This window comes from Rhodococcus sp. NPDC057135 (genome assembly GCF_042670865.1).
Taxonomy (GTDB): Bacteria; Actinomycetota; Actinomycetes; order Mycobacteriales; family Mycobacteriaceae; genus Rhodococcus_F.
Window position 1 is genome coordinate 44,540 of the sequence record NZ_JBHUUU010000016.1, and the last position, 22,774, is coordinate 67,313.

Annotated in this window: 27 protein-coding genes and 1 riboswitch; of the genes, 14 read left to right on the top strand and 13 right to left on the bottom strand. The window is 60.9% G+C overall.

The window, feature by feature from the left end; all coding sequences use genetic code 11:
* Nucleotides 1-112: 112 nt before the first annotated feature.
* The 3 genes from ACFT1A_RS25450 to ACFT1A_RS25460 all read left to right on the top strand — a co-directional run bounded on the left by ACFT1A_RS25450 (nucleotide 113) and on the right by ACFT1A_RS25460 (nucleotide 2,372).
* Complete coding sequence (locus tag ACFT1A_RS25450; protein ID WP_162114809.1) at nucleotides 113-337, top strand: hypothetical protein; 225 nt, start codon at nucleotides 113-115, stop codon at nucleotides 335-337.
* A 125-nt stretch (nucleotides 338-462) separates the two neighbouring features.
* Nucleotides 463-2,052, top strand: a complete 1,590-nt coding sequence (locus ACFT1A_RS25455) for an FAD-dependent oxidoreductase (protein WP_378449249.1) — start codon at nucleotides 463-465, stop codon at nucleotides 2,050-2,052.
* Nucleotides 2,049-2,372 (top strand): 4Fe-4S dicluster domain-containing protein, encoded by a 324-nt coding sequence (locus ACFT1A_RS25460; RefSeq protein ID WP_378449250.1) that lies wholly within the window; start codon nucleotides 2,049-2,051, stop codon nucleotides 2,370-2,372. Before ACFT1A_RS25455 ends, ACFT1A_RS25460 begins: the two co-directional genes overlap by 4 nt.
* On the opposite strand, the gene ACFT1A_RS25465 is transcribed toward ACFT1A_RS25460, so the two are convergent.
* Complete coding sequence (locus tag ACFT1A_RS25465; protein ID WP_003941279.1) at nucleotides 2,362-3,417, bottom strand: 2,3-butanediol dehydrogenase; 1,056 nt, start codon at nucleotides 3,415-3,417, stop codon at nucleotides 2,362-2,364. The genes ACFT1A_RS25460 and ACFT1A_RS25465 overlap by 11 nt on opposite strands.
* An 83-nt stretch (nucleotides 3,418-3,500) precedes the next feature.
* Between ACFT1A_RS25465 and ACFT1A_RS25470 the strand changes: the two genes are divergently transcribed.
* From ACFT1A_RS25470 to ACFT1A_RS25485, 4 genes are all read left to right on the top strand, one after another.
* Nucleotides 3,501-4,091 (top strand): DUF3558 domain-containing protein, encoded by a 591-nt coding sequence (locus tag ACFT1A_RS25470; RefSeq protein WP_378449333.1) that lies wholly within the window; start codon nucleotides 3,501-3,503, stop codon nucleotides 4,089-4,091.
* An 88-nt stretch (nucleotides 4,092-4,179) separates the two neighbouring features.
* Complete coding sequence (locus ACFT1A_RS25475; protein ID WP_378449251.1) at nucleotides 4,180-4,500, top strand: hypothetical protein; 321 nt, start codon at nucleotides 4,180-4,182, stop codon at nucleotides 4,498-4,500.
* Between the two features lie 67 nt (nucleotides 4,501-4,567).
* On the top strand, nucleotides 4,568-5,062 hold the full coding sequence (locus ACFT1A_RS25480) for a DUF3558 domain-containing protein (protein ID WP_378449252.1): 495 nt from the start codon (nucleotides 4,568-4,570) through the stop codon (nucleotides 5,060-5,062).
* Between the two features lie 30 nt (nucleotides 5,063-5,092).
* Entirely contained in the window at nucleotides 5,093-5,446 is a 354-nt protein-coding gene (locus ACFT1A_RS25485) for a hypothetical protein (protein WP_378449253.1), read from the top strand.
* A 1-nt stretch (nucleotide 5,447) separates the two neighbouring features.
* On the opposite strand, the gene ACFT1A_RS25490 is transcribed toward ACFT1A_RS25485, so the two are convergent.
* The 3 genes from ACFT1A_RS25490 to ACFT1A_RS25500 all read right to left on the bottom strand — a co-directional run bounded on the left by ACFT1A_RS25490 (nucleotide 5,448) and on the right by ACFT1A_RS25500 (nucleotide 8,993).
* Nucleotides 5,448-5,801: a UBP-type zinc finger domain-containing protein gene (locus ACFT1A_RS25490; RefSeq protein WP_378449254.1), complete on the bottom strand. Its 354-nt coding sequence runs from the start codon at nucleotides 5,799-5,801 to the stop codon at nucleotides 5,448-5,450.
* 69 nt (nucleotides 5,802-5,870) lie between these two features.
* A complete protein-coding gene (locus ACFT1A_RS25495; protein WP_378449255.1) occupies nucleotides 5,871-7,307 on the bottom strand; it encodes an ATP-binding protein in 1,437 nt (478 codons plus the stop codon).
* 9 nt (nucleotides 7,308-7,316) lie between these two features.
* Nucleotides 7,317-8,993: an FAD-dependent oxidoreductase gene (locus ACFT1A_RS25500; RefSeq protein WP_378449256.1), complete on the bottom strand. Its 1,677-nt coding sequence runs from the start codon at nucleotides 8,991-8,993 to the stop codon at nucleotides 7,317-7,319.
* A gap of 214 nt (nucleotides 8,994-9,207) precedes the next feature.
* On the opposite strand from ACFT1A_RS25500, the gene ACFT1A_RS25505 reads away from it, so the two are divergent.
* From ACFT1A_RS25505 to ACFT1A_RS25520, 4 genes are all read left to right on the top strand, one after another.
* Nucleotides 9,208-9,702 carry a DUF3558 domain-containing protein gene (locus ACFT1A_RS25505; protein WP_378449257.1) on the top strand — a complete coding sequence of 165 codons (495 nt, stop codon included), beginning with the start codon at nucleotides 9,208-9,210 and terminating at the stop codon, nucleotides 9,700-9,702.
* 70 nt (nucleotides 9,703-9,772) lie between these two features.
* Nucleotides 9,773-10,117 carry a hypothetical protein gene (locus tag ACFT1A_RS25510; RefSeq protein ID WP_378449258.1) on the top strand — a complete coding sequence of 115 codons (345 nt, stop codon included), beginning with the start codon at nucleotides 9,773-9,775 and terminating at the stop codon, nucleotides 10,115-10,117.
* A complete protein-coding gene (locus tag ACFT1A_RS25515; RefSeq protein WP_378449259.1) occupies nucleotides 10,114-10,641 on the top strand; it encodes a DUF3558 domain-containing protein in 528 nt (175 codons plus the stop codon). The genes ACFT1A_RS25510 and ACFT1A_RS25515 overlap by 4 nt, the downstream gene beginning before the upstream one ends.
* A 32-nt stretch (nucleotides 10,642-10,673) precedes the next feature.
* Nucleotides 10,674-11,033, top strand: coding sequence for a hypothetical protein (locus ACFT1A_RS25520; protein WP_378449260.1), 360 nt, complete (start codon nucleotides 10,674-10,676; stop codon nucleotides 11,031-11,033).
* A 56-nt stretch (nucleotides 11,034-11,089) separates the two neighbouring features.
* Here the strand turns inward: ACFT1A_RS25520 and ACFT1A_RS25525 are convergent, their stop codons facing one another.
* Entirely contained in the window at nucleotides 11,090-11,551 is a 462-nt protein-coding gene (locus ACFT1A_RS25525; RefSeq protein WP_003941401.1) for a 6,7-dimethyl-8-ribityllumazine synthase, read from the bottom strand.
* A 46-nt stretch (nucleotides 11,552-11,597) separates the two neighbouring features.
* Nucleotides 11,598-12,110, bottom strand: coding sequence for an Lrp/AsnC family transcriptional regulator (locus tag ACFT1A_RS25530; protein ID WP_003941343.1), 513 nt, complete (start codon nucleotides 12,108-12,110; stop codon nucleotides 11,598-11,600).
* Between the two features lie 217 nt (nucleotides 12,111-12,327).
* Here ACFT1A_RS25530 and ACFT1A_RS25535 point away from each other — a divergent pair, with 217 nt between their 5' ends.
* From ACFT1A_RS25535 to ACFT1A_RS25545, 3 genes are all read left to right on the top strand, one after another.
* On the top strand, nucleotides 12,328-13,443 hold the full coding sequence (locus tag ACFT1A_RS25535) for a Glu/Leu/Phe/Val dehydrogenase (RefSeq protein WP_378449261.1): 1,116 nt from the start codon (nucleotides 12,328-12,330) through the stop codon (nucleotides 13,441-13,443).
* Between the two features lie 129 nt (nucleotides 13,444-13,572).
* On the top strand, nucleotides 13,573-14,691 hold the full coding sequence (locus ACFT1A_RS25540; RefSeq protein WP_378449262.1) for a methyltransferase: 1,119 nt from the start codon (nucleotides 13,573-13,575) through the stop codon (nucleotides 14,689-14,691).
* Nucleotides 14,692-14,804: 113 nt separating this feature from the next.
* Entirely contained in the window at nucleotides 14,805-16,172 is a 1,368-nt protein-coding gene (locus ACFT1A_RS25545; RefSeq protein WP_378449263.1) for an acetamidase/formamidase family protein, read from the top strand.
* Between the two features lie 21 nt (nucleotides 16,173-16,193).
* On the opposite strand, the gene ACFT1A_RS25550 is transcribed toward ACFT1A_RS25545, so the two are convergent.
* From ACFT1A_RS25550 to ACFT1A_RS25580, 7 genes are all read right to left on the bottom strand, one after another.
* Nucleotides 16,194-17,540: a hypothetical protein gene (locus tag ACFT1A_RS25550; RefSeq protein ID WP_378449264.1), complete on the bottom strand. Its 1,347-nt coding sequence runs from the start codon at nucleotides 17,538-17,540 to the stop codon at nucleotides 16,194-16,196.
* A 212-nt stretch (nucleotides 17,541-17,752) separates the two neighbouring features.
* Nucleotides 17,753-18,235 carry a hypothetical protein gene (locus ACFT1A_RS25555; RefSeq protein ID WP_378449265.1) on the bottom strand — a complete coding sequence of 161 codons (483 nt, stop codon included), beginning with the start codon at nucleotides 18,233-18,235 and terminating at the stop codon, nucleotides 17,753-17,755.
* A gap of 165 nt (nucleotides 18,236-18,400) precedes the next feature.
* A complete protein-coding gene (locus ACFT1A_RS25560; RefSeq protein WP_378449266.1) occupies nucleotides 18,401-18,958 on the bottom strand; it encodes a LysM peptidoglycan-binding domain-containing protein in 558 nt (185 codons plus the stop codon).
* Nucleotides 18,959-19,246: 288 nt separating this feature from the next.
* Complete coding sequence (locus ACFT1A_RS25565; RefSeq protein ID WP_378449267.1) at nucleotides 19,247-20,038, bottom strand: ABC transporter ATP-binding protein; 792 nt, start codon at nucleotides 20,036-20,038, stop codon at nucleotides 19,247-19,249.
* Complete coding sequence (locus ACFT1A_RS25570; RefSeq protein ID WP_378449268.1) at nucleotides 20,035-20,838, bottom strand: ABC transporter permease; 804 nt, start codon at nucleotides 20,836-20,838, stop codon at nucleotides 20,035-20,037. The genes ACFT1A_RS25565 and ACFT1A_RS25570 overlap by 4 nt, the downstream gene beginning before the upstream one ends.
* Nucleotides 20,816-21,844: an ABC transporter substrate-binding protein gene (locus tag ACFT1A_RS25575; protein WP_378449269.1), complete on the bottom strand. Its 1,029-nt coding sequence runs from the start codon at nucleotides 21,842-21,844 to the stop codon at nucleotides 20,816-20,818. The genes ACFT1A_RS25570 and ACFT1A_RS25575 overlap by 23 nt, the downstream gene beginning before the upstream one ends.
* Nucleotides 21,844-22,587, bottom strand: a complete 744-nt coding sequence (locus ACFT1A_RS25580; protein ID WP_378449270.1) for a TenA family protein — start codon at nucleotides 22,585-22,587, stop codon at nucleotides 21,844-21,846. Before ACFT1A_RS25580 ends, ACFT1A_RS25575 begins: the two co-directional genes overlap by 1 nt.
* Nucleotides 22,575-22,670, bottom strand: a riboswitch (TPP riboswitch). (Overlaps the previous gene by 13 nt.)
* Between the last annotated feature and the right edge of the window lie 104 nt (nucleotides 22,671-22,774).

Sequence of the window (22,774 nt, forward strand, 5' to 3'; positions counted from 1 at the left end):
CGGAATTCGAAGGTTTTGGCGCCCAAAGATATTCGACTCGACGCATATGTAACTCACCAAATTTGGTGTACCCGCAAGTAACATCCTGAGCGTGGCTAGACGATCGGTAACGGTGAGATTCGACGTAGAGGAACTGAGGGCCCTAGAGACCCTCCAAGAGCTCACGGGCGCGGACATTTCGAGCGTCATACGTGAAGCTGTGATCGAGCATGCGCGTCGATGTGTTGCGCAGGGAAAGCCCCGCGACATCGCCGAGCGACGCAAATCGCTGACCTTGCAGGAAGCCTTCGCCAAGTACTCCGCGTTGTGCACAGATGAGGCGCGGGAAGCGTCGTAGCGCATCTGTCGATGCGATGGTGACCGGTTGAGTTCACAGTGATTCTGACTGTGGCGCTGGGTAGTTCGTTCGAGGAATATTGCGGCAACAGAAGTGTTGCGTAGACCTCTGACAGGAGCTGGCCAGTGACGGACGTCCTCGAACTCTCCACCGATGTATTGGTGATCGGTGGTGGCCCCGCCGGCGCATGGGCAGCGTTGCGCGCGGCCAAGGCCGGTGCAGACGTCGTCCTGGTCGACAAGGGCTACTGCGGAACGAGCGGCGCAACGGCCCCCTCCGGAACGGGTGTTTGGTACGTCGAACCGGATACGACTGCACGTGAGCGGGCAAAGGCCGGACGCGAGGCGCTAGGCGGATATCTGGCCGATCACCATTGGATGGACCGCGTCCTCGAGCAGACCTACTCCAACATGGATCTCCTCGCGGTGGAGGGCAGATATCCGTTCCCCGTCGACCCCAGCACGGGCAAGCAGATCCGCACCGGCTTGCAGGGTCCTGAGTACATGCGACGGATGCGCACCTGGATTCGTCGAGCCGGTGTGCGGATCCTTGATCATTCGCCGGCGCTGGAGCTATTGGTGGACGGCGAAGGACGAGTTCGCGGAGCTGCTGGCTACCAACGCCACGAGCACCAGGACTACCGAGTCTCGGCAGGCGCGGTAGTGGTCGCCAGCGGAGGTTGTGCGTTTCTCTCCGGTGCGTTGGGTACCAACGTCGATACCGGTGACGGTGCATTGATGGCAGCGGAAGTCGGAGCCGAGTTCTCTGGGATGGAGTTCTCGAACGCGTACGGAATCGCAGCGGCCGGATCGACGATCACCAAGACGGCCTACTACGCGTACGCGACGTTCTTCCATGCAGACGGAAGAGTGCTCGAAGGGGCCGGTTCGGCGAAGGGCCGGTCGGTCATCGCCAGCACGTTGCGGAACGAGCCCGTGTTCGCGCAGATCGATCGGGCCGACGCCGAGGTGCAGCGTCGAATGAGGCTGGGACAGCCCAACTTCTTCCTGCAATTCGATCGCCGCGGAATCGATCCCTTCACCGACAAATTCGAGGTCGGCATGCTCGCTGAAGGCACTGTTCGCGGAACTGGGGGAATCAACGTCGTCGACGACGATTGCGCGTCATCCGTTCCAGGACTGTTTGCCGCCGGGGACGCTGCGACTCGAGAGCGAATCTGCGGAGGGTTTACCGGCGGGGGAAGTCACAACGCCGCGTGGGCGATGTCTTCTGGTTCATGGGCGGGAACCGGTGCTGCGCGTTATGCGCTGTCGGTCGGACGTGGGGCTACCAGTGGTCTTCGCGGAGCCGGAACCGTCGGATTGCGTAATCCGGTACGAACCGGGTTTACGGCCGACGAGGTTGTGAAAGCTGCTCAGGCGCAGTTGATTCCCTTCGACAAGAACTACCTCCGCAGCGGTGATCGAGTATCCGCAGCGCTCGGTGAGCTCGAATCGCTTTGGGGTGCAGTGAGTGCGGATCTGGGCGCAGATCCAGCAGGTCGGATGGCGGCGCGGCAGGCTGCTGCGATCACGGCCGTCGGTCGCTGGATGTACCACTCGACGTTGGCGCGGACCGAGACTCGGGGAATGAGCAAGCGGGACGATTATCCCGAACTCGATGTGACGCAGCACCATCACGTTCTCAGCGGCGGTTTGGATTCGGTGTGGACCCGAACTTCCGAATCTGTCGGGTCTGCACTGGTGGCGTCATGATCGAGCTGGTGTCAGCGCCGACATGCATCGGCTGCGACAAGTGCGTAGACGTTTGTCCTACCGATGTTTTCGACCGGACACCCTCGGGCGTCCCGGTGATTGCGCGCCAATCGGATTGCCAGACCTGCTTCATGTGTGAGGCATATTGCCCGACGGATGCGTTGTATGTGCATCCGCAATCCATACCATTGGAAACGGCCGATGTGATCGAGGACGATCACATCGGCCGCTACCGAGAGAAGATCGGATGGGGCAAGGGGCGGGCACCTGGGTCGCTGACTGCGGTGGGCCCGGAGGTGCCCCGTCCGGTCACGACCTGACGAGAATCTTGACTGCAGTGTCGTTGTGCTCGATCAGAGTGGTGAACCCTTCGGAGATCAACTCTTCGAGCTGAATACGACCGGTGATGAATGGCGCCAGATCGACGACACCGTCCTGGACCATCTTGATGACGGCTTCATGGTCACGTACGTACGCGATGGTTCCGCGTAGATCGATTTCCTTGAGGACCAGCTTCTGCATGTCGATGGTCGCGGGCTTGCCCCAAATCGACACGTTGACAACAACTCCAGCAGGCCTGACGGTGTCGAGCATGGTGTCGAGGACGGCGTTGACGCCTGCGCACTCGAATCCGATGTCTGCGCCGATGCCTCCGCTGAGTTCGAGGACGCGCGCCTTGACGTCTTCGGTGGTGGGATCGATGACGTAGTCGGCCACGCCACTGGAGAGGGCTTTGGCCTTGCGGGCTTCGCTGAGTTCGGTGACGATCGTCGTGACACCCAGACCCTTGAGAACTGCCGCAACGAGGAGTCCGATCGGTCCGGCTCCGCCCACAATGGCGACGTTGCCGCTTTCGGCTCCACTGCGCACGACTGCGTGATGGGCGACGCTCAACGGTTCGATGAGAGCTGCCTCGTCGAGCGGGATGTTGCCGATCTTGTGGATCCAGCGACGGTCGACGACGACCTTCTCGCTGAGCCCGCCACCTCCGCCGGCCAAGCCGATGAACCCCATCTTCGTACAAAGGTGGTAGTTGCCCGCCTTGCACGGGGCGCACTCGTTGCAGACGAAGTACGGCTCGACGACAACGTTTTCGCCGACCTCGACGTCCGTGACACCTTCGCCGACCTCTTCGACGGTGCCGGAGAATTCGTGGCCCATCGTGACCGGCGCATTCTCGTGTGAGAGTGGATGCGGGTGGCCGGGTGCGGAGATGAAGATCGGTCCCTCGAGGTACTCGTGGAGATCGGTGCCGCAGATTCCGCACCACGCGACCTTCAGCTTGACTGTTCCTGGCCGCAATTCGGGCTCAGGGATCTCTTCGATCCGGATGTCTTTCTGCCCGTGGAACCGTGCTGCCTTCATTGATCCGCACCTCACTTCGTTGTGAATCCCCTGGTAGATCGACGCTAGGCCGATTATTGGCGTGGGTGAAGGGTTGCAACGGAATGCAATGGGGCGGAACCGATCGGTGCTGGGGAGCGTCCAATACTGTGAGCGGGCCGCGAACGAGGGGGAGTGCTGTGGGCGTGAGGGGTGCAGTGGTCCTGGTCGCGGCCGCGCTGTTGGTTGGGGGTTGTTCCTCGACTATCGAGGGGCATGCAGTTCGCCCAGATGGAGCAGATGGGCTCTTCGACCCATGTTCGGCAATTCCGGACGAAGTGATCTCAGGTCTTGGCGCAGATGTCGCGACCGAAAGGGCTGGCGTGGCAGGTGTTCGTCAGGCGGAGTTCGAGATTTGTACGTGGGACGCCGGTTGGTACTACCTGGGAGTTTGGTCGACATTTCGCACTCTGGATGATGTTCGTAGCAATCCCGATGACACGGATTTCCGTGAGGCCCCGGAGGTGGGAAAGGGCGCAATCACATTCCGTGAAGTATCAGACACTCGCAACGAGCGTTGTTTTGTCGCAATTCCAATTGCTCAGGGTGCAGTTTTCGTACGAGTCGAAGCGATGGCGAGTGAAGGCGTACACGAGGCGATGTGCGCGTTGGCTGTGCGGCAAGCGAGGGCGTTGAAGCGATTCATTCCTGCTTGAGTGATCAGTGACGAGCGGCCTCCCTTCGTTCTCCAGGGAATGATTCCAAGCGAAAAAGGTTGATATGGTTAATGATTCAGAACATTCCGTGTTCAAATTGGATCCTGCGGTCGCGGGTCCGCTCATCGCGGCCTGCGACGAATTGATCGATGTGCTCAACGTGACGATTGGAGACGCGCATCAACTGGGGTCGATGCACGGATTCGGCAGCTTGGGATCAGGTCAGGCCCTTCAGGCGAAGTTCGAGCAGAAAGCAGTCGGTGGCCCCGATGCACTAGTCGAAGTTTTGCGGAGCCACATCGTAGTGGTGGAGACACTGCAGGCACAGTTCCAAGCCTGCATCGACAACGCGCTCGACCAAGAATCGTTGAACGCATCTACCTTGACGTCGATCGACCTGCCAAATTGAGTGAGCGAAGTGTCGGTGGAGTATCTGGACCGCGAACGAGGGGAGTCCTGTGAGAGTGAGGGGCGCAGTGGTCCTGGTCGCGGCCGCGCTGTTGGTTGGGGGTTGTTCCTCGACGGTGGAGGGGCGCGCAGTAGTAGCTGACGAGACCGTTGGACTATTCGACCCTTGTACTGGCATTAGCGACATTGCCTTGCGATACGTCGGCGTCGATCCGGCGACTGAAGAACGCGGGATTCTTGGAGTTCAGATTCCACGATTCGAAATCTGCTCATGGAATGGGACGGGGATTTCGCTGAGCGTCTGGTCAACTGACTATTCTCTCGACGAAGTCGAAACGAACACCAACAATGCCGATGTAAGGACAGTGAGTGTTCATGGCGGCCCTGCTATCAGATTCGGGCAGCGTGACGACACGACCGGGCAGATTTGCTCGGTAGCTTGGACGACCAATCAGGGGGTGCTGATCGTTCGGATCGCCCCAGATTTCGGTGAGACGCCGATCGACCCGTGTGGCCTTGCCTCGATGATTGCCGACAAACTTTTCCCGGAGCTCCCCAGATGAGTCGCTTGCTTGATGAAGGTGGTGCTACGCATGAGTTCATATGAGAACTCCGGGGCCGAGGTTTCGTTCTCGCTAGATCCGGACACGGCGCGATTGCTAGTTACGGCTTGCGGCGAATACCGAATGACGTTGGAGCATTTGTCTGTTGCTGCTGGGAAACTAAGTTGGGTTGGTGGTTTAGGGACGCTCGCATCAGGTCGAGCGCTTCAGACGAAGTTCGAGGAGAAGGCTGTCGGCGGCCACGATGCGCTGGTCGATGTTTTGGCGAGTCATATCGCGGTCGTGGAGGCGATGCAGGCTCAGTTTCAAGCCTGCATCGATAACGCACTTGATCAGGAGTCGTCGAACGTCTCGACTTTAAGGTCGATCGACCAACCGAACTGAGTCAGTGGATGTGTTGCTGCCAATCGGCTGGGACACGACCCTTAGGCCCTGGGGTCGGCTGATCTACGGGATGTGAAGTGGGCGCAGCCAATTCAGGTCCATCGTATGACTCGTTGGTTTCGAAGCTCCAGAACCAATCCTCACCGGGTTCGTAGCTCTGCATGAACGGATGCTTCGTCGAGGCCGCATGCTTGCTCGCGTGCTGTGACGGTGAGGAGTCGCAACACCCCACGTGACCGCATTGCGCGCATCGACGCAGGTGCACCCACCAACCGCCGCTCGCATCGCAGTCGACGCATCCCGCGCCACTGGGCGGCACGCTCGGATCGATCCCCGCTGGAAGTCCGTCGGTCATGGTCCACCCTCTCGCTGACTGAAGTCGGTCATTTCATCGTGCGCTTTGCCTACCGGCCGTGCAAGGTGGCTAGTCGTCGCGCGTATCCCGCGGTGGGCCCGCGATGGGCAGCAAAACTCTGAACCGGGTGTTACCGGGCTCCGACGTGACCCGAAGCTCACCACGATGCTTGCCGACCACAATTCGCCACGAAATATCAAGGCCGAGACCGGTTCCCTCACCAACAGGCTTAGTCGTGAAGAAGGGTTCGAAGATCCTGTCGATGACGTCATCGGGAATCCCGGCGCCGGTGTCGCAGATCTCGATGCACACGCGGTCTCCATCGCGGCTTGTCCGAACGGTGAGTGTTCCCGATCCGTCCATGGCAGACACCGCATTGTCGATCAGGTTGGTCCACACCTGATTGAGTTCGGCGGCGTAGGCGTCGATCGGTGGCAGCGCGAGGTCGTATTCCTTGACGACTTCGATTCCGCTTCCGATCTTTTGCCCCAACATGATCAACGTGCTGTCGAGCAATTCGTGGACATCGATGGTCTGGAAGGGCGCGCGGTCCATCTGAGAATACTGTTTGGCTGCACCGACGAGAGTCGAAATCCTCGTTGTGGAGTCGGCGATCTCGTTCATCAGGAGTTCGGATTCGATGGTGTAATTCAACCAGCGAATTGCGCCTTCTAGCACCGACTCGTCTACGGCTGCAGCAACATTCTCGAGCCAAGCGGTGTCGAGACCAGCCTGCACGAAGGTCGGAGCCAGATCCCAACCCTCTCGAATCGAATGATCCTCGAACCATTCACCCAACGAATCCTCTCGATCCGAGGCTTCGAGGGGAGTGAGCGTCGGCGCCTTGGCGACAACCTCTGCAACTTCCTCTTGAAGCCGCATGAGAGTGACGAGGGCATCGCGGTCGTAGGTGCCCGACGCGACCATTCCCAGTTTGTGACGCATGCCTGCGACACGCTCGCGCAAAGAGGCTGTCGCTCGAACCGCCGCGGCTGCAGGGTTATTGAGCTCGTGAGTCAACCCGGCCGAAAGTGATCCGAGTGCAAGGAGTCGCTCTCGCTGATCGATGATCTGCTGAGTGTTCTTCTTGCCGAAGAAAACACCTTCGAGTAGATGAACCGCCATCGGAAACCACTCGCGCATCGCGTTGCCGAACTTGTCGGCGTCCAGGACGAAAAACGTCGAAGGAGTCGTCACTCGCATCGACCCCGCGTAGACCTGCGGTACACGATCGCCGAGATACGCCGTCCAGCCTCCCGAGTAGACGCCGCGCTGGGTGGTCCTGTTGATCTCGATGTCTTCGCCGCCCGACAGCTTGGACAGCACCACCTCGCCCTCGATGAGGACGTAGAAGCAGGTGGCAGGCTCACCTTCGAGATAGACCTGCCCCCGATCGATCTCGGCGATATGGCCTGCCTGGCACAGTGATTCGAGCTGGTCATCGGTGAGCTTGTCGAACAGGAACAGGGTGCGAAGCAGGTCGGGGCTGCACTCAGGAATGGACATCGAATCTCCCTATTGTTGAGCGAGATAGCGGTGGACGAACATCACGGCCATCGCGCCCTCTCCGACGGCCGACGCGACGCGTTTGGCCGATTCGGCGTGTACGTCCCCGGCGACAAATACTCCGGGGACACTGGTTTCGAGATGATGTGGTGCGCGGTCGAGCGGCCACCCGTCCGGTGTGACGCCTTCGGACGGAAGGTCCGGGCCGGCAAGAACGAAGCCATTTCCGTCGCGGACCACCACGTCGCCGAGCCAGTCGGTTAGGGGAGCGGCACCGATGAAGATGAACAACCACTGAGCATCGACGGTGTCATTCTCTCCGGTAGCTCTGTTACGCAGCGTGATTCGTTCGAGGTGATCGTCACCCTCGGCTCCGATCACCTCCGTGCACGTGCGCACGGTGATCTTCGGATTCTTCTCGATCTGCTGAATCAGGTAGTACGACATCGAGGCTTCGAGCGAGTTGCCGCGAATGAGAATGTTGACTGACCTAGCTCCTCGGGAGAGGTAGACCGCAGCTTGGCCGGCCGAATTGGCACCGCCGACTATGTACACATCCTGCTCGCTGCACCGTGCAGCTTCGGTGACGGCTGACCCGTAGTAGACCCCTCGGCCGGTGTATGTATCGAGCCCCGGCGCCGAAAGTTGGCGATAGGAAACACCTGTCGCCAAGATGACCGAATGGGCATCGACCGACGAACCGTCGTCGAAACGCACTGTGCGGGCCGAGCCGTTGATTTCCAGACCGGTGACGTCGCGAGCCGTGATGACCTCGGCGCCGAACTTGGTTGCCTGGCGCCGCGCCCGATCGGCCAACTGTGCGCCGGAGACTCCGTCGGGGAAGCCGAGGTAGTTCTCGATCCGCGAACTCTGGCCGGCCTGGCCGCCAGTCGCTCGCCGTTCGATGAGAACCGTCCGAAGTCCTTCCGAAGCGCCGTACAGGGCGGCTCCCAGACCGGCGGGGCCGCCGCCGATGACAACGAGATCGTAAAAGTCTTCGGAGAGAGTAGTGCTCAACCCGAGTTTGTCGGCGAGTTCGGCGTCAGTGGGCTCGACGAGGACATCCCCATTGGACGCGATTACGACGGGAAGGCGCAGTTCGTCGGTGCCGGCAGCCGAGAGCAGTCGTTGGCCTTCCGGCTCGTCCGACATGTACCAGCGATAGGCAAGTTGGTTGCGTGCCAAGAATTCTCGAACGTCGGATGATCGCTCCGACCAACGATGGCCGATCACCTTTGTTTCTTCGGCGGGGTGATGACTCGAGCTCGCCCAGGCATCGAGCAGCGCATCGATGACGGGGTACAGCTTCTCTTCCGGCGGATCCCACGGCTTGAGGAGGTAGTGGTCGAGGTCGACGACGTTGATGGCGTCGATCGCAGCATCAGTGTCGGCGTACGCGGTGAGGAGAACGCGCCGAGCTACGGGATACAGATCCATTGCCTGTTCGAGGAACTCGATTCCACTCAAACCAGGCATGCGGTAGTCGGCAACGATGACAGCGACTGCATCGCCGCGAAGTTTCATTTCGCGCAAGGTCTCGAGGGCCTGGTCGCCGGACTCCGCGCGAATGATTCGGTACTTCTCGCCGTACCGCTTGCGGAGGTCTCGGACGACGGCACGCGAAACACCCGGATCGTCGTCGACGCTGAGGATCGCTGGTTTGGCCGGGGCTTTCGGTGCGCTCACTCGGTGCCTTCCCGAAGTCGTAGTCAACCTCTCCAGTATGCGACTGCTGAGCTGAGCGTCAATCGCTGGAGATGCGCTCTGAGTGAACTGGCGATCTTGACCTGGGAATTTCAAGATTGCGGGAACCGATGGGGTCTCCGATGCATCCAATAGAGTGGGTCCACATCAACAGGGGGGTGCCATGCGGGGGTCGGTGGGGGTTGGGCGACTGGTCATGGCTGGGATGTTGGTGTGGGCTGCGGCAGGATGCAGCTCAGTCGTGGAGGGGGCGGCTGAGCCTGCATCCGGCCAAGAGGGTTTGTTCGATCCCTGCAAGGACATTCCGGACTCGGTGTTGGAAGAAGTTGGGCTTGATCCGGCTACCGAGGAAGTTGACATCGAAGGGGTCGAACAACCCGGCTGGAAGATCTGTTCGTGGACAGAACCGTGGTACTACCTAATTGTTTACTCGAACCGCTTCACCGTGGACGATGCCAAGAAGAACTCCGACTACACCGGCTTTGAAGAAATTTCTTTGAACGAGCGCCGCGGCGTGCAGTACCACCGAGCTTCAGATGTCGAAATCGACAAGTGTTATATCGCGTTGGAAGCGAAACAGGGTTCTGTCTGGATCGTAGTCGATACGAAAGGTATTGCAGAGCAGGAAGGCTCGACGTGTGGTCTCGCGTCTGAGTACGCGCATTCATTGTTGACCGCCTTGCCTAGATAGCCGCTGGACTTGCACCAACCGTAATGTTGGGCGAGCGTGAGCTCGCCCCGGAGTGGACCGGATGGGAACGATGACTGGACTGAGTTCTGATCATTTAGCCTTGGATTTCGACACGGCTGCAAGGATGGCTTCGGCTTGCAAGGCGCTGCTCGACGAACTGGCGGCAGCGCTTCGAAGCGTAGAAGTTGTGCAGGACGCTAAAGGAATGGGGACGCTCCAATCTGGCATCAACCTCGCCGCGAAATTCTCCAGGAAGGCAGTGGGCGGTGAAGATTCGTTGGAGAAGTCGTTGAACAGCCACATCCAGGTGGTCACCGAGATGCGGGACTTCTTTCAGAAGTGTCTGGACAGCTACAGCGGTGTCGATGCTTCCAACGCAGTCATGCTTGCAGGACAGGACCTCCCGGGCTCGTGAGTTTTCGGATGAAGGCCTGCAGTGTGGCGGCCGTTCTGTTCGTGGGCGCACTGGCAGCCGGGTGTGGCGCGTCGGTACAAGGGGCGCCGCAGCCGGCGTCGGGTCAAGAGGGTTTGTTCGATCCGTGCAAGGACATCCCGGACTCAGTTCTGGAAGAAGTGGGGCTTGATCCGGCTACCGAGGAAGTTGATATCGCCGGCGTCGAGCAGCCGGGTTGGAAAATCTGTTCGTGGACTGAGTCCTGGTATTACTTTTCGATTTTTTCGACCGAAAGTTCCATCGAGACCACCAAACAGAATCCGAACTACGTGGGATTCAAGCCCGTGACGATCGGCAAGCGAGACGGCGTCGAGTTCCATCTTCAGGCGGATGCCGACCTTGTCAGATGTTTCGTCGCCTTGCCTGCTGCGCAGGGGGCGATTTGGCTCAGCGTCGATACCAAACTTGCTGTTAAGCCCGAAGGGTCGACATGCGAGCTCACGCAACAATACGCGAACCTGCTCGATCAACGTCTCCCTAGTTAAACCCGTGTTCTATCGGCCGAATTGAGGATCTAATGTCTGAGACCAATGCCTGGCGAACTCCAAGTGCCCACAGCATTGACCTCGACCCAAATGTTGCAGCACAGCTTGCCGTCGCGTGTGAGGGGTTTCTTGCCGAGTTGCAAGACATGGCAGGCAACTTGAACAGACTTACTGCCTTGGACTGCTTTGGGACACTTCAGTCGGGAAAAGACATGGCTGGCAAGTTTGCCCAAAAGGCCACCGGTGGTGCCGATTCACTCGAAAAGTCTCTTCTCAGTCATGCGCTTGTAATCACCGAGATGCGGGACTTCTTCCAACAATGCGTCGACCGCTACGGGGAAGTCGACGACTCGAATGCCTCCACACTGGCAAGCGTCGACACCCCTCGATAGACACAAAAAATCTCGCTGAGCCGATGGCATTCGACTCAGCGAGACTTGGGAAACGACTAGCTGGTGGGCAGGGCCTTCAACGACTTGACGGTAGCGTCGACCGCGCGCGCAGCCTCGGCGCCCTTCTTCACGAAATGCGTGCTGAAGTAGTCGACGTGCTCGGCGTGCTCGTGGAAGTGATGCGGCGTCAAGACCACCGAGAAAACCGGAACGTCGGTGTCGAGCTGCACGCGCATCAGACCGTCGATGACAGCCGTCGCCACGAAGTCATGCCGATAGATTCCGCCGTCGACGACCAGACCTGCGGCAACGATCGCCTGGTAGCGGCCGGTCTTGGCCAACCGCCGAGCATGCAGCGGGATCTCGAAAGCCCCCGGTACCTCGAAGAAATCAACCGTGTCCTTGGGGTAGCCGAGCTCGACGATCGCGTCGGTGAATCCGTCGCGTGCACGGTCGACGATGTTGCGATGCCACGTCGCCTGAATGAACGCGATGCGCTGTCCCTGGATCTCACTCATAACCATGAAACTAGCGCACCGGGAAGCATCGCCGCGACCACCCGTCCTAGTCCTGCTGACGGGGGAAGGCAGTCGAACGACCCCAGCCGGCGTCATTGGTGAGGTGCTCGAGGAGAGGCTGAATTCGATACGGAAGGGGATTGGTCAGAGCGATGGTCGTGGTGGAATGCGTGACGCCTGGAAGCGACACGATCTGCTCGGCCAACTTCTGCAGCGCCGCGTGCGTCGACGTGGCGACGCGAACGAGCAAATCCTCGCGACCGGTTGTGGCGTGAATTTCGATCACCTCGGGCAACTCGGTCAGACTGCGGGCCACTGCGCTGATCTTGCCCTGCTCGAGCTCCAGACCGACAAATGCCTGAATCGGGATACCGACCTCGGGGAGATTGAGATTCGGCCGAAACCCGGTGAGAAGTCCGTTGGATTCCATGCGCTTCATTCGCGACTGGACGGTGTTGCGGGCGACGCCCAACGAGTTGGCCAACTCGGCCACACTCATCCTCGAGTCCTTGCTGAGCAGTCCGAGCAACTGGACGTCGAGCTTGTCGATGCTGAGCACTTTGTGAACCTCTCCTCAGTGATTTGAGTCACTGGATGATCGAATTGACTAGTTCAAGAGATTTGCATTGACCAAATCGTAACTCAGGCAGAGCATTGGTTCCACGAATTGCTCAGCGGGATTCTCTTTGGGTTATTTGTCCCAATAGTACCCAATGAACACTTCGCCCCAATATTTCGACTGCACCCCGTAATTCTTCGGAAAGGTCTATCCCACAATGACTCTCACCGCCGAGCCCGTGAACTCCGTTGTTTCCCATGACGACACTGCGGGCGTGTTCGATCGCGCCGACTATCTGCGCGATTACCCCCACGAGCAGGTGAGCTTCTTCCAGGATCCCGCGAGCGGCCTCAAGGCCATCGTCGCCATCCACTCCACGACGCTCGGCCCCGCGCTCGGCGGAACGCGCTTCTACCCGTACTCCGACGAATCTGCCGCAGTCACAGACGTTTTGCGCCTCTCGCGCGGCATGACCTACAAGGCTGCGGTTGCCGGCGTCGACCTCGGCGGCGGCAAGGCTGTCATCATCGGCGACCCCGCGACGGCCAAGACCGACGAATTGCTCGGCGCCTACGCAAAATTCGTCCAGACCCTCGGTGGCCGGTACATCACCGCTGGTGACGTCGGAACCAACTCCAACGATCTCGACATCATCGGTCGCAACACCGACTTCGTCGTCGGCCGCAATGCCACCGTCGGCGGTTCCGGCGACAGCGCGCCGATGACGGCCCTCGGCGTATTCCAGTCGATGCGCGCCGCAGCGCAGTCGCATTGGGGCACTCCGTCGCTCGCGGGCAAGACCGTTGGTGTCGAGGGCACGGGCAAGGTGGGCTACGAACTCATCAAACTTCTCCTCGCAGACGGCGCGACCGTTCTCGCGACCGACGTCAACGCCGCAGCGCTCGACCGAGTCAAGGCGGACTTCCCGCAGGTGAGCATCGTCGACAGCATCATCGACGCTGATCTCGACGTCTACGCACCGTGCGCGATGGGCGCAACCCTCACCGACGCGACCGCACTCTCGATCAAGGCCGAGGTTGTCTGCGGCGCTGCCAACAACCAGCTCACCGTCCCCGAGGTCGAGAACATCCTCCGCGACCGCGGCATCACCTGGACCCCTGACTACGTGGCCAACGGCGGCGGCCTCATCCAGGTCGCCGGCGAGCTGAAGGGCAACTCGGCCGAGGAGGTCAAGCTCAAGGTCGAGAAGATCTTCGACACGGTCACCGAGATCTTCGCGAAGTCGAAGAACGACGGAATCCTCGCCGGCGAGGCTGCTGACGCGGTCGCCGAGGCTCGGATCGCCGAGGCAGCTCGCGTAGCCAAGGGCTGACATCCCTCTCGCAGTCATGTAGCGCGGCCGGTCCCGACTAGTGTGGACACCAGACAAGCAGATTTTGCAGATCTGGACCACATCAGCCGGTAGACCGGCCGCCATGCGTCGGACGCCGGAAGGGCTTACATGACTGAACAATTCGCTGTGTGGACCGAGAACGACGCCGAGCAATCGGCCCGTTGGGGTTCGACGAGCAACGCCCCGGCGCCCAAGCGCATCGTCGTCGCCGACGACACGATGAAGGCCGACGACGCCTATCGCTTGGCGTGTGAAGGCACGGCGTTGCTGTGGCGCGGAGACTTTCAGAACGCTCGCCAACTGACCAAGGCCGTGGCGTCGCGCATCGACCGCAAGCCGCGCCGAGCCTCCGACGATCCCGCCAAAGCCTTCCATCTCCACCGGCAGACCCAAGGACGCCGAGCGCAGATTCTCGGCATGCTGCTCATTCCCTTGGATGCAGATCTGTCGATTCCACTTCGGCGCTCCCCGGACGCGCAAGTAGCTTTGACCGAAGCCTTCGGGATTACCGGTGAGCCGTCGGTTCGCTCGTTGCGTGACATCCTCGGCGCGATCGGCGCTCACGAGTGGCACCGCAAAGGTGTTTTCATCGAGGCTCTCGACGAGCGAATTCATCCCGCCTTCGGAGTGTTCTCACCCGTCCGCGGCGAGTATGTCGACCTTGTCGCGTCTGCGCCACTGCCGTCGACGGAATCGGCTTTCGACATCGGCACCGGCACCGGCGTTCTTGCCGCCGTACTGGCGCAGCGCGGCGTCAAGACAGTGACAGCCACCGACCAGGACCCCCGGGCACTGCAATGCGCCCGTAGCAACCTCTCGCGGCTTGGCTACGGCGATCAGGTGAACGTGGTGGAAGCCGACCTCTTTCCCGAAGGCTCTGCCCCGTTGGTGGTGTGCAATCCTCCTTGGATTCCGGCCAAAGCCACCTCTCCCATCGAGTACGCCGTCTACGACCCCGCTGGAGCGATGCTGAAGGGCTTCCTGACAGGCGTCGCAGCGCATCTGGACGACGGGGGAGAGGCGTGGCTGATCCTCTCTGACATTGCCGAACACCTCGGTCTCCGAACGCGATCGGAATTGCACGACCTGATCGCGGCTGGTGGACTCACCGTTGTCGACCGCATGGACGTCAAGCCGACGCACGCAAAGGTCAGTGACCGAACCGATGCGCTTCACGCTGCCCGGGCACGAGAGACGACCTCGCTCTGGCGGCTTCGTCGTCGCTGAATTCATTCTCAGTCAAAGGTATTTCCTTGCCATGAAATGGCAATGAACGAGTAACAAATCGGGTCTAGCTTTCTTCGCAGTCGCACATCGTCACGCACTCCGGAGGAATCTCGATGGAAAACACGCTTGCCCGCAACGCAGCCGAAGACCTGACGCAAGGACTTGGCCGACGCGGCTTCATGAGGGCAGTCGCTGCCCTCGGCGCGGGCGTAGGAGTTGCCGGTGTGGCATCGGGGTGCGCACACTCCAACGCGTCGCCGGCTGGATCATCCTCCTCTGCAGTGCCATTCGCCGATGGTGTTCCGATCCTGCAACCGGGCCGCGGAAATGTCAGCGGCGATCACTATCTGAGTTCGGATCCGTCGGACGTCATGTGGGGCTATGTGCCCAACATTCATACCCGCGAAGTGATGCGGATGAAGTCGGGCCAGACCGTCACCATCGACGCCCTCTCGCACGAGGGAATCCTCGAGGATCAAGGTCGCAATCCCCTCGAATACTTCGGCAGTAAAGGCGTTTCCGAGCAAGACGTGCTCGAGGACGCGATTGCCGTTGCGGCCGAATACAACCGAACCGAACGAAACTTCGACAAGGACGGCCCCCACGTCGTCACCGGACCCGTCTTCGTCGAAGGCGCACAGCCTGGAGACGTACTCAAGATCGAGACCCTCGAAGCCATTCCCCGCGTGCCGTACGGTGTTGTGTCGAGCAGGCACGGCAAGGGCGCTCTCGCCGTCACGGCAGATGGAACTGCTCCGGCGGGAATCACTCTGGACGAAGTCATGCCGCCGGTCGCCACGGACGGGCGGGCGACAAAGGATCCGTTGAAGTACGGCGGTGTTTCCACTTTCACAGCGATCGAAGACGGCAAAGGCGTGATGCCCTTCGGAAAGTCGAAGGTGCGGTTTCCCTTGCGTCCGTTCATGGGAATGATGGGAGTTGCCTACTCCACGGACGCCGATCCGACATCCCCGTCGTCGAACTCCATTCCTCCGACGCTGGGCGGCGGGAACATCGACATCAGGCATCTCGGCGTCGGATCAACCTTTTACCTGCCGGTCTTTGCCGAAGGCGCCCTGTTCTACGTCGGTGACCCACACATGGCCATGGGCGACGGCGAGGCAGCGCTGACGGCGATGGAAGGTTCGCTGCGCGGCACGTTCCGACTGAGCGTGTGCAAGAAGGATTCTGGCGACGCCCCATCGGTGGCATTCGGATACCCGTTCGCCGAGACCGAGGAGGCCTGGATTCCGATCGGCCTGTCCGACCCCAACGGTTCGGTCGATGGGCAGAACAGTGACCTCAACGGCGCCATGCGGCGCGCGGTGGTCAACGCGCTCGACTTCCTCGAGCATGATCGCGGAATGGATCGAGCGACGGCCTACGCCTATCTTTCTGCCGCAGCGGATTTCACGGTCTCACAGGTAGTCGATCGAACCGTGGGCGTCCACGGCCAGATCTTCAAATCCCACTTCGAATAGTGAGAAGGGCGATCCGTCGTCTCAGGACGGATCGTCGAAGAGGCTCTGCTGCAAGGGATCGGCGAACAGGCCCATCTGCTCAGGTTGCGGCTTCGCCGGCGTCTCGGTTTGAGAATTGGGCAGGACCACCAGTCGCAAAGCCCCGCGCAGGCGGTCGACCATGAGTTCCCACCCACCGACCTGATCCTCGTAGCCCGCAGCCTCTTCGGCGTCCCCGCGACTGTGGGCGTCGACGGCCTGACTACGCAACTGAATCTGCCATTCGTTACTGATGTGGAGGAGCTGAAGAATCAGATCGCGATCGCGACCGCAGACGTCGGCCACCGCATCGAGATCCTCGGCCACATCCAGATCGAGGTGCAACAGGGTCTCGAGTTCGGGAGGCAGGTCCTCGGCCGTCAGATCGGGCTGTAGCGAGGAGGAATCACCGTTCTTGTTCGCGAAGAAGAGGTCTCCGCCGACACGTGCGGCGAATTCGTCGTCCACAGTGCGCAGGAAGGACGTCAAGGCCGCGCACGTATCCGTCAGTTGCTTCGGAACGAATGGTGAACCCGCTACCTCGAGGAACACCGACAATCGGTCGTCGATCAAGACGAATTTGATGCGTGACCATTTGCGGTTGAGATCGGCGATGACCTCGGCTGCGCGGGTGCGGTTGCTGATGTCCTGAACGAGCGGCGAGAACAACTGCACGTCCATGGACTCGGACAGCGGACCCACGAACATGACGGTCGAGCCGACACGAATTGGTATGTCCCCGTCGCTGTCCCGCTCGGGAAGAGTGCCGAGCATAGGAATCAATGCGAGAGTGACCAACTCCTTGAGATGGTCGATATCGGTGGGCATGTACGCCGCGGTGGGGTCGAGTGTCGGTAGTTCCGTCGACTCGACAACCGACGGATCGAAATCCGGAGTCTGCTCGTTGCCGGTGAGATCGCCGGCGAGGAAGGCCGGGTGCTGCACACCGAATACGTCACGGAAGGCGGCGACTGTCATCGCTGCGAGCTGGTCGGCCCAGTTCTGTGCCTTGTCGACGCAGAAGGCGGGGGAGTTGTTCGGGTCCTCGAGATTCTCGGAAGGCGGATTCCAGCCGAGTGCGATCAACTTTTGTTCGTCGGCGTCTTCGAGTCGATAGCGAGGATGAAGGAAGTCGTTGGAAGGAACCTCGCAGCGGACTGTGTTCTTGTCCCACACGAGGAACTGAACGCATGGCGCTGCGCCGTCGGCTGGATCGAAGTCGCCGGTGGACGATTCCACGGCAAGAACATCGCCGTCGACCATGATGGAGATGTGATCGCCGAGGCGACGTTGAAATTCTGCCCATGCCCGGTCGACACTGACATCGAGATCGAAGCCCATTGCGCTCATCAGCCACCTCCTTCCGCAAAAGCTCAGACCTATACGGTAACGCGAGGCTCCGACAATGCTGCTGTCCTTTTCCGGTCGACCGGATTGCAGCGGGTCACAGGCCGTGTGGACGACGAAGGTCGCCGCAGGTAGATCGGGTATTCGGGACCGGCGACTGAAGTGTGTCTGTAACCGCCGTCACGCCAGGCGGTATGCAGCCGAATGAGCGAGAACTATCCGGCGAGAACGGGCGAGACCTCGACGACGGGCGGCGTGGACCCGGTCGTGACCACTGGGGTGGTGCTGGTCTTGGTGGTCGTGGCTGTCGCGGTCGGTGACGAGGTCGCGGTGGCCGACGCGGAGGTCGTGGACGAGACCGGTGTTGTCGTGCTCGTTGCAGTAGTGGTCGAGGTGGCGGAACTCGTGCTTGTCGCGGTCACCACCAGCGGCTGATTGCGAGGAGCAGTCGTCTCGTCGGCGATTCGCCAGGTCGGCGTCGGTGGAATGACAACGGTAGGAACTGCCACCGAGCTGTAGAACGCGGCCGGTTCGATCCCGGCGACGGACTCTACGGAAACCGACGAGACCAGAGCGGGAGGCTTCACCACAGGGCCGCCGGCACCGAATGCGCCGGCTGCTCCGCCGAAAACGAGGCCTGATGTCAGAGAGAGAGCGGCCACTGCGACAGCGCCGATCATGACTGTTCTGTCTTTCATGCACACCTGTCCTTCGGGAGCAGTACGGAAGTACTGTAGGCGAAAAGATGCCGCAATGGAGTATCAGGGCCTGCTGGGCGAGACACGAATCTGTGTGGCGTAGAACACAAAAGGCCCTGGGGGTCGACGCGAACGTCGGCACCCAGGGCCAGGTCAAGCAGTGAATCAGGCGGGGATCGTCAGTACCTGACCGGCGTTGATGAGATCCGGGTTCGGGATGCCGTTTGCATCCGCGATGCGCTGGTACTGGTTGCCGTCACCGTAGAAGCGCTCTGCGATCGCCCACAGGGTGTCGCCGCTTTCGACGGTGTAGCTCTGCGCTGCCGGAGCGGCGGGCGAAGGCTCGGGCTCCGGTGCCGGAGCGGGCTCGGGGGCAGCCTCGGCGGCCGGTGCCTCGATTGCGGTGTCCGAAGACCACAAAGCGTTTCCGCCGGCGGACAGAACGACGTTGCGATCGTCCTGAACCGAGAGGGAGGCACCATCGTTGCCTGCGGTCTGCGATGCCCACACGGCGTCGGAGTCCTTGTAGATGACGAAGTTTCCGTCAGCCTGCACCTCGGCGCGGTTGGCGCCGGATCCGTTGGTGCCTGCGGCCCAAACAGCCTGTCCACCCTCGGACAGGACCAGGTTGCCGTCGTCCTGCAAGCTGAGGGTGTACGCGCCGTTGTCGGACTTGAGTTCCTGGCCGACTCCGAGGCTCTGACCTGACTGCAGTGTGCTCACGCTGTCCCTTTCCAAATCTGTTGCGATGACTGTGCCTCCACGATTCCGCTTTACCGTCCAGTTACCTTCTGGCCGTTGGTCTCGTAGGCGACCGAGTGTACGTTACCGAAGAGTACAGAGAATTGTGCAGCGTTGACGGACTGCGTGTCGAGCGTTCGGATCTTGCTGATATTAAGGCGTTTTGGGCGAAAGTGCCGCGACATCCTACGCGAAGTTGCACCCTCGCGATGCACTTTCTCTTGAACGGCAGGTGAAATCGGCGCGCTCTCAGTGCATTTTCAGTAATCGCTACGGCCGCATCGATTTGCGCGTTTCGTCGTGGAGCACGGCGAGCAGTTCACGCTCGACCTCGGCGAACTCGGGCGAGGTGATCATGTCCAATTCGCGTGGCCTCGGCAAGGGAACGTCGACGACGCACCTGACCGTCGCCGGACGCGCAGACAGAACGACCACGCGGTCGGACAGATAAATTGCCTCGCGAATGTCGTGGGTGATCATCAACACGGTCCACCGGTACTGCTGCCATACGTCTTGCAGCCAGGCCTGCATCTCGGTGCGAGTCAACGAGTCCAGAGCGCCGAACGGCTCGTCGAGCAGCAGGACAGGCTTGCCCTGAACGACGGTGCGCAGCATCGCCGCTCGCTGGCGCATGCCGCCCGAGAGCTGCGACGGCCGAGCGTCCTCGAATCCGGACAGGCCGAATGCCGGGAACAACTCACGAGCCCGCTCGCGTGCTTCCTTCTTGGCGACTCCCTGAACTTCCAAACCGAGGGCCGTGTTGTCCAGTACCGAGCGCCAGGGAAACAGCAGATCCTTCTGCGGCATGTACGCGGTGTGTACCTCGGCGGCTGCTTCGGATTCTGTTGCGCGCGTGCCCACACGGACCGAACCGGAGGTCGGAGATTCGAGCCCGGCAAGGACGTTGAAGATCGTGCTCTTGCCGCAACCGCTCGGCCCGATCACTGACACGAATTCGCCGGATTCGGCGGAGAAGGACACCGAATCGAGCACGAGACGCGATTCTCCGGCAGTGTCGAACCTCTTGGTCAGGTCCTGGATTTCGACCATGGGGTCAGTCATGTCCGTGACCTTTCGTTCATCGCCCATGGTGCAACGATGCGCTCGATGGCGAACGTCAGCAAGTACAGCGTGACACTGATCAACGCGGTCACCAATACAGCCGCCAACACCAGGTCGGTGCGGAAGGAGTTCTTCTGGGTGCTCATGTAGATACCCAAACCGGAAGTAGCGCCGACGTATTCGGAGAACACTGCACCCACGACCGCGTAGGTGATGCCGATACGCAGGGCAGTGAAGAATCGCGGAATCGCCGAAGGAAGGCGGACGTAGCGGAACTCCTGCCAGCGAGTGCTGCCCATGCTGCGCAGGAGAGCGCCCGCCTCCCGGTCGGCCGCGGCAAATCCCTCGATGAGGCCGATGGTCATCGGGAAGAACGTCGCAAGGGCGATCACCAAGACCTTCGGCAGCAGTCCGAAGCCGAACCAGATGATCATCAGTGGCGCGATGGCGATGATCGGCAACGTCTGCGAGACGACGAACAACGGCACCAGGGCTCGTGACAACCACGGTGAAAAGTCCACGACCACAGCAAGAATCCAGGCCAATACCAGCGAAACGGTGAAGCCGACCAGCGTGACCTGCAACGTCGACCAGGCGTGTCCGGAGATGATCTCGCGGTTGGCCCATCCTTGAGACAGAACGCGGCCCGGGGACGGAAGTACTTGCGGCCGAATCCCGCTGATCTCGACGTAGATCTGCCACGCCGCCACGAGCAGCACCACCACGGCGAGCGCGGGAAGCGCCCGCCGCGTGGTCGAAGCCAATCGCCCGCTCACGTCAGGACGCGTCGAGATACTCATTGGTGAAGTACTCCGAGAAGTCCGGCTTCTGGGTCAGCGGCTTCCCGTCCGGTCCGGCGAGCAATCCGTTGTCGAAGAGAAATCCCGAATAACCCGACCAGGTTTCGAGATTCTGGGCGCCCACGACGCCGTTGGCATCCTTCATGTAGTCGGCGGCGAGCATCCGCTGACTCTCACGCACGAGGTCTTCGTCGGTGAAAGCTCCGGGGTTCGCGTCGATGAGATCCTGCGCGGCCTGGTCCGGGTTGTCGGCAGCAGTCTGATATCCGCGTTGAACGGCTTTGACGAACTTGCGTGCCTCGTCGGGATGGTCCTTCAACCACTGCTGGTTGCCGTTGATCACGATCGAATACGCATCGGGGAAGCCGTAATCGGTGTACTGGAAGTACCGCATCGGAGTTCCGTTTCGCTCCGCTTCGAGGCCTTCCCACGCAAAGTAGGAGACGGTGAAGTCTGCCTGGCCCGAGTACACGGCTTCGTACGCGGAAGTTCCGAGCGTGACCGTCGTGAAGTTCCCGGTCCCGCCGTCGTTGCGGATGATCTGCTGCAGCGTTTCGACTTCGCCGGGATCGCCGAACCCGGCGTACGTTTTCCCGTCGAGATCACGTGGGCGCGTGATGTCCGCACGATCCGCCTTCACACCGATGCCGGTGGCGCGGTGCTGAAGTGGCGCGATGACGGACGTAGTGGCGGCGCCGGCTGCACGGGCGAACGTGGCCTGACTCTGTGTGCTGATGCCGAACTCCGCATTGCCGGCATCGACCAGGGTGTCTGGCGAGGTGTTGTTGTACGGCAGGATCGAGACGTCCAGGCCGGCGTCCTCGAAGTAGCCCTCTTGGAGTGCTACGTACAAACCGGTGTGGTTCGTGTTCGGTGTCCAGTCGAGTGCGAACCGAATGGTCCCGTCGGAAGAGCCGGTGTCGGCGGCGCATCCGGTCAGAACTGTGAATGCGGCTGCGATCGCGGCAGAGGTGGCGAGGGTGCGGCGTAGTGCCGCAAACGACATCACGACGCCGGCCAAGGCTGCTGGTGGAGTGCGGAATCCCAGAACATCAGCTCGTAGCGACTGGCGATGCGGAACGCCTCACTCATCGCGTCACGCTCTGTCTCGGTGGCTGCCTCAGCGGCCGCGTCGACCAGTACGCGAGCCTGCGCCACAGACTCGTGAAATTCGGGTGCGTCGTAGGTTGTGACCCACTGCGCGTACGGGTGTGACGGATCGGCGTCGAGCACCTCGCGCGCTGAAGCGGCAAGATCGCGGCCGACCTCGGCGTAGATCCAGAAGCAGGGGAGTACTGCCGCTGCGGAGACCGGGTAAGGCGAGGTTGCTGCAGTCGCCGTCAGATACGAGACGTATCCCAGGCAGGCCTGCGAATGCTCCAGTTTTCCCGATCCCGCGGGAAGAATTCCACCGGTGAGCAGTCCGTCGTGAAGCGCAGATTCCACTGTCGCTGCCGTGGACGCGGAATTGGACCAGAAGCCCGCGGACTGCGGATCCGGTGCGTGCGCCGCGACCAGGGACAACGCTTTCGAATATCCCTCGAGATAGAGCTTGTCCTGCTCGATGTAGGTTCGGAACGCGTCGAGAGGCAGTGTTCCGTCGCCGAGGCGTCGGAGGAACTCGAGCGAGTCGATCGACTCGCGGAGTGCCTTCGTCTCGGCCCAGAGTCGATCGGTGAACCGATCCGTCGACGGCGCTGTGGCCACCGAGTTTTCGGCAGAATTGTATGCAGGCTGCGTAGTAGCCATGACATCCCTTCGTCAGCATTACCTGATCAGGTTCCCGGGTGTGTTCTCAGCCCCGCCCATGCGGAGCACCCCGTGTCAGAACTAGGCGACCTTAACACCGAGCCTCTCCTTCGTCGGCGCCTACCTGGCAGTTGAGTAATCGGCGCACACCGGCCTTAAGTTGGTACGTTTGGTCTTGTTTGCCACA

Coding starts and splice junctions, on each gene's coding strand:
- ACFT1A_RS25470 (WP_378449333.1), top strand. CDS start 3,501: ATGCAATGGGGCGGAACCGATCGGTGCTGGGGAGCGTCCAATACTGTG.
- ACFT1A_RS25540 (WP_378449262.1), top strand. CDS start 13,573: ATGACTGAACAATTCGCTGTGTGGACCGAGAACGACGCCGAGCAATCG.
- ACFT1A_RS25490 (WP_378449254.1), bottom strand. CDS start 5,801: ATGACCGACGGACTTCCAGCGGGGATCGATCCGAGCGTGCCGCCCAGT.
- ACFT1A_RS25535 (WP_378449261.1), top strand. CDS start 12,328: ATGACTCTCACCGCCGAGCCCGTGAACTCCGTTGTTTCCCATGACGAC.
- ACFT1A_RS25570 (WP_378449268.1), bottom strand. CDS start 20,838: ATGAGTATCTCGACGCGTCCTGACGTGAGCGGGCGATTGGCTTCGACC.
- ACFT1A_RS25505 (WP_378449257.1), top strand. CDS start 9,208: ATGGCTGGGATGTTGGTGTGGGCTGCGGCAGGATGCAGCTCAGTCGTG.
- ACFT1A_RS25510 (WP_378449258.1), top strand. CDS start 9,773: ATGACTGGACTGAGTTCTGATCATTTAGCCTTGGATTTCGACACGGCT.
- ACFT1A_RS25555 (WP_378449265.1), bottom strand. CDS start 18,235: ATGAAAGACAGAACAGTCATGATCGGCGCTGTCGCAGTGGCCGCTCTC.
- ACFT1A_RS25545 (WP_378449263.1), top strand. CDS start 14,805: ATGGAAAACACGCTTGCCCGCAACGCAGCCGAAGACCTGACGCAAGGA.
- ACFT1A_RS25465 (WP_003941279.1), bottom strand. CDS start 3,417: ATGAAGGCAGCACGGTTCCACGGGCAGAAAGACATCCGGATCGAAGAG.
- ACFT1A_RS25520 (WP_378449260.1), top strand. CDS start 10,674: ATGTCTGAGACCAATGCCTGGCGAACTCCAAGTGCCCACAGCATTGAC.
- ACFT1A_RS25460 (WP_378449250.1), top strand. CDS start 2,049: ATGATCGAGCTGGTGTCAGCGCCGACATGCATCGGCTGCGACAAGTGC.
- ACFT1A_RS25565 (WP_378449267.1), bottom strand. CDS start 20,038: ATGACTGACCCCATGGTCGAAATCCAGGACCTGACCAAGAGGTTCGAC.
- ACFT1A_RS25495 (WP_378449255.1), bottom strand. CDS start 7,307: ATGTCCATTCCTGAGTGCAGCCCCGACCTGCTTCGCACCCTGTTCCTG.
- ACFT1A_RS25575 (WP_378449269.1), bottom strand. CDS start 21,844: ATGTCGTTTGCGGCACTACGCCGCACCCTCGCCACCTCTGCCGCGATC.
- ACFT1A_RS25550 (WP_378449264.1), bottom strand. CDS start 17,540: ATGAGCGCAATGGGCTTCGATCTCGATGTCAGTGTCGACCGGGCATGG.
- ACFT1A_RS25525 (WP_003941401.1), bottom strand. CDS start 11,551: ATGAGTGAGATCCAGGGACAGCGCATCGCGTTCATTCAGGCGACGTGG.
- ACFT1A_RS25580 (WP_378449270.1), bottom strand. CDS start 22,587: ATGGCTACTACGCAGCCTGCATACAATTCTGCCGAAAACTCGGTGGCC.
- ACFT1A_RS25485 (WP_378449253.1), top strand. CDS start 5,093: ATGAGTTCATATGAGAACTCCGGGGCCGAGGTTTCGTTCTCGCTAGAT.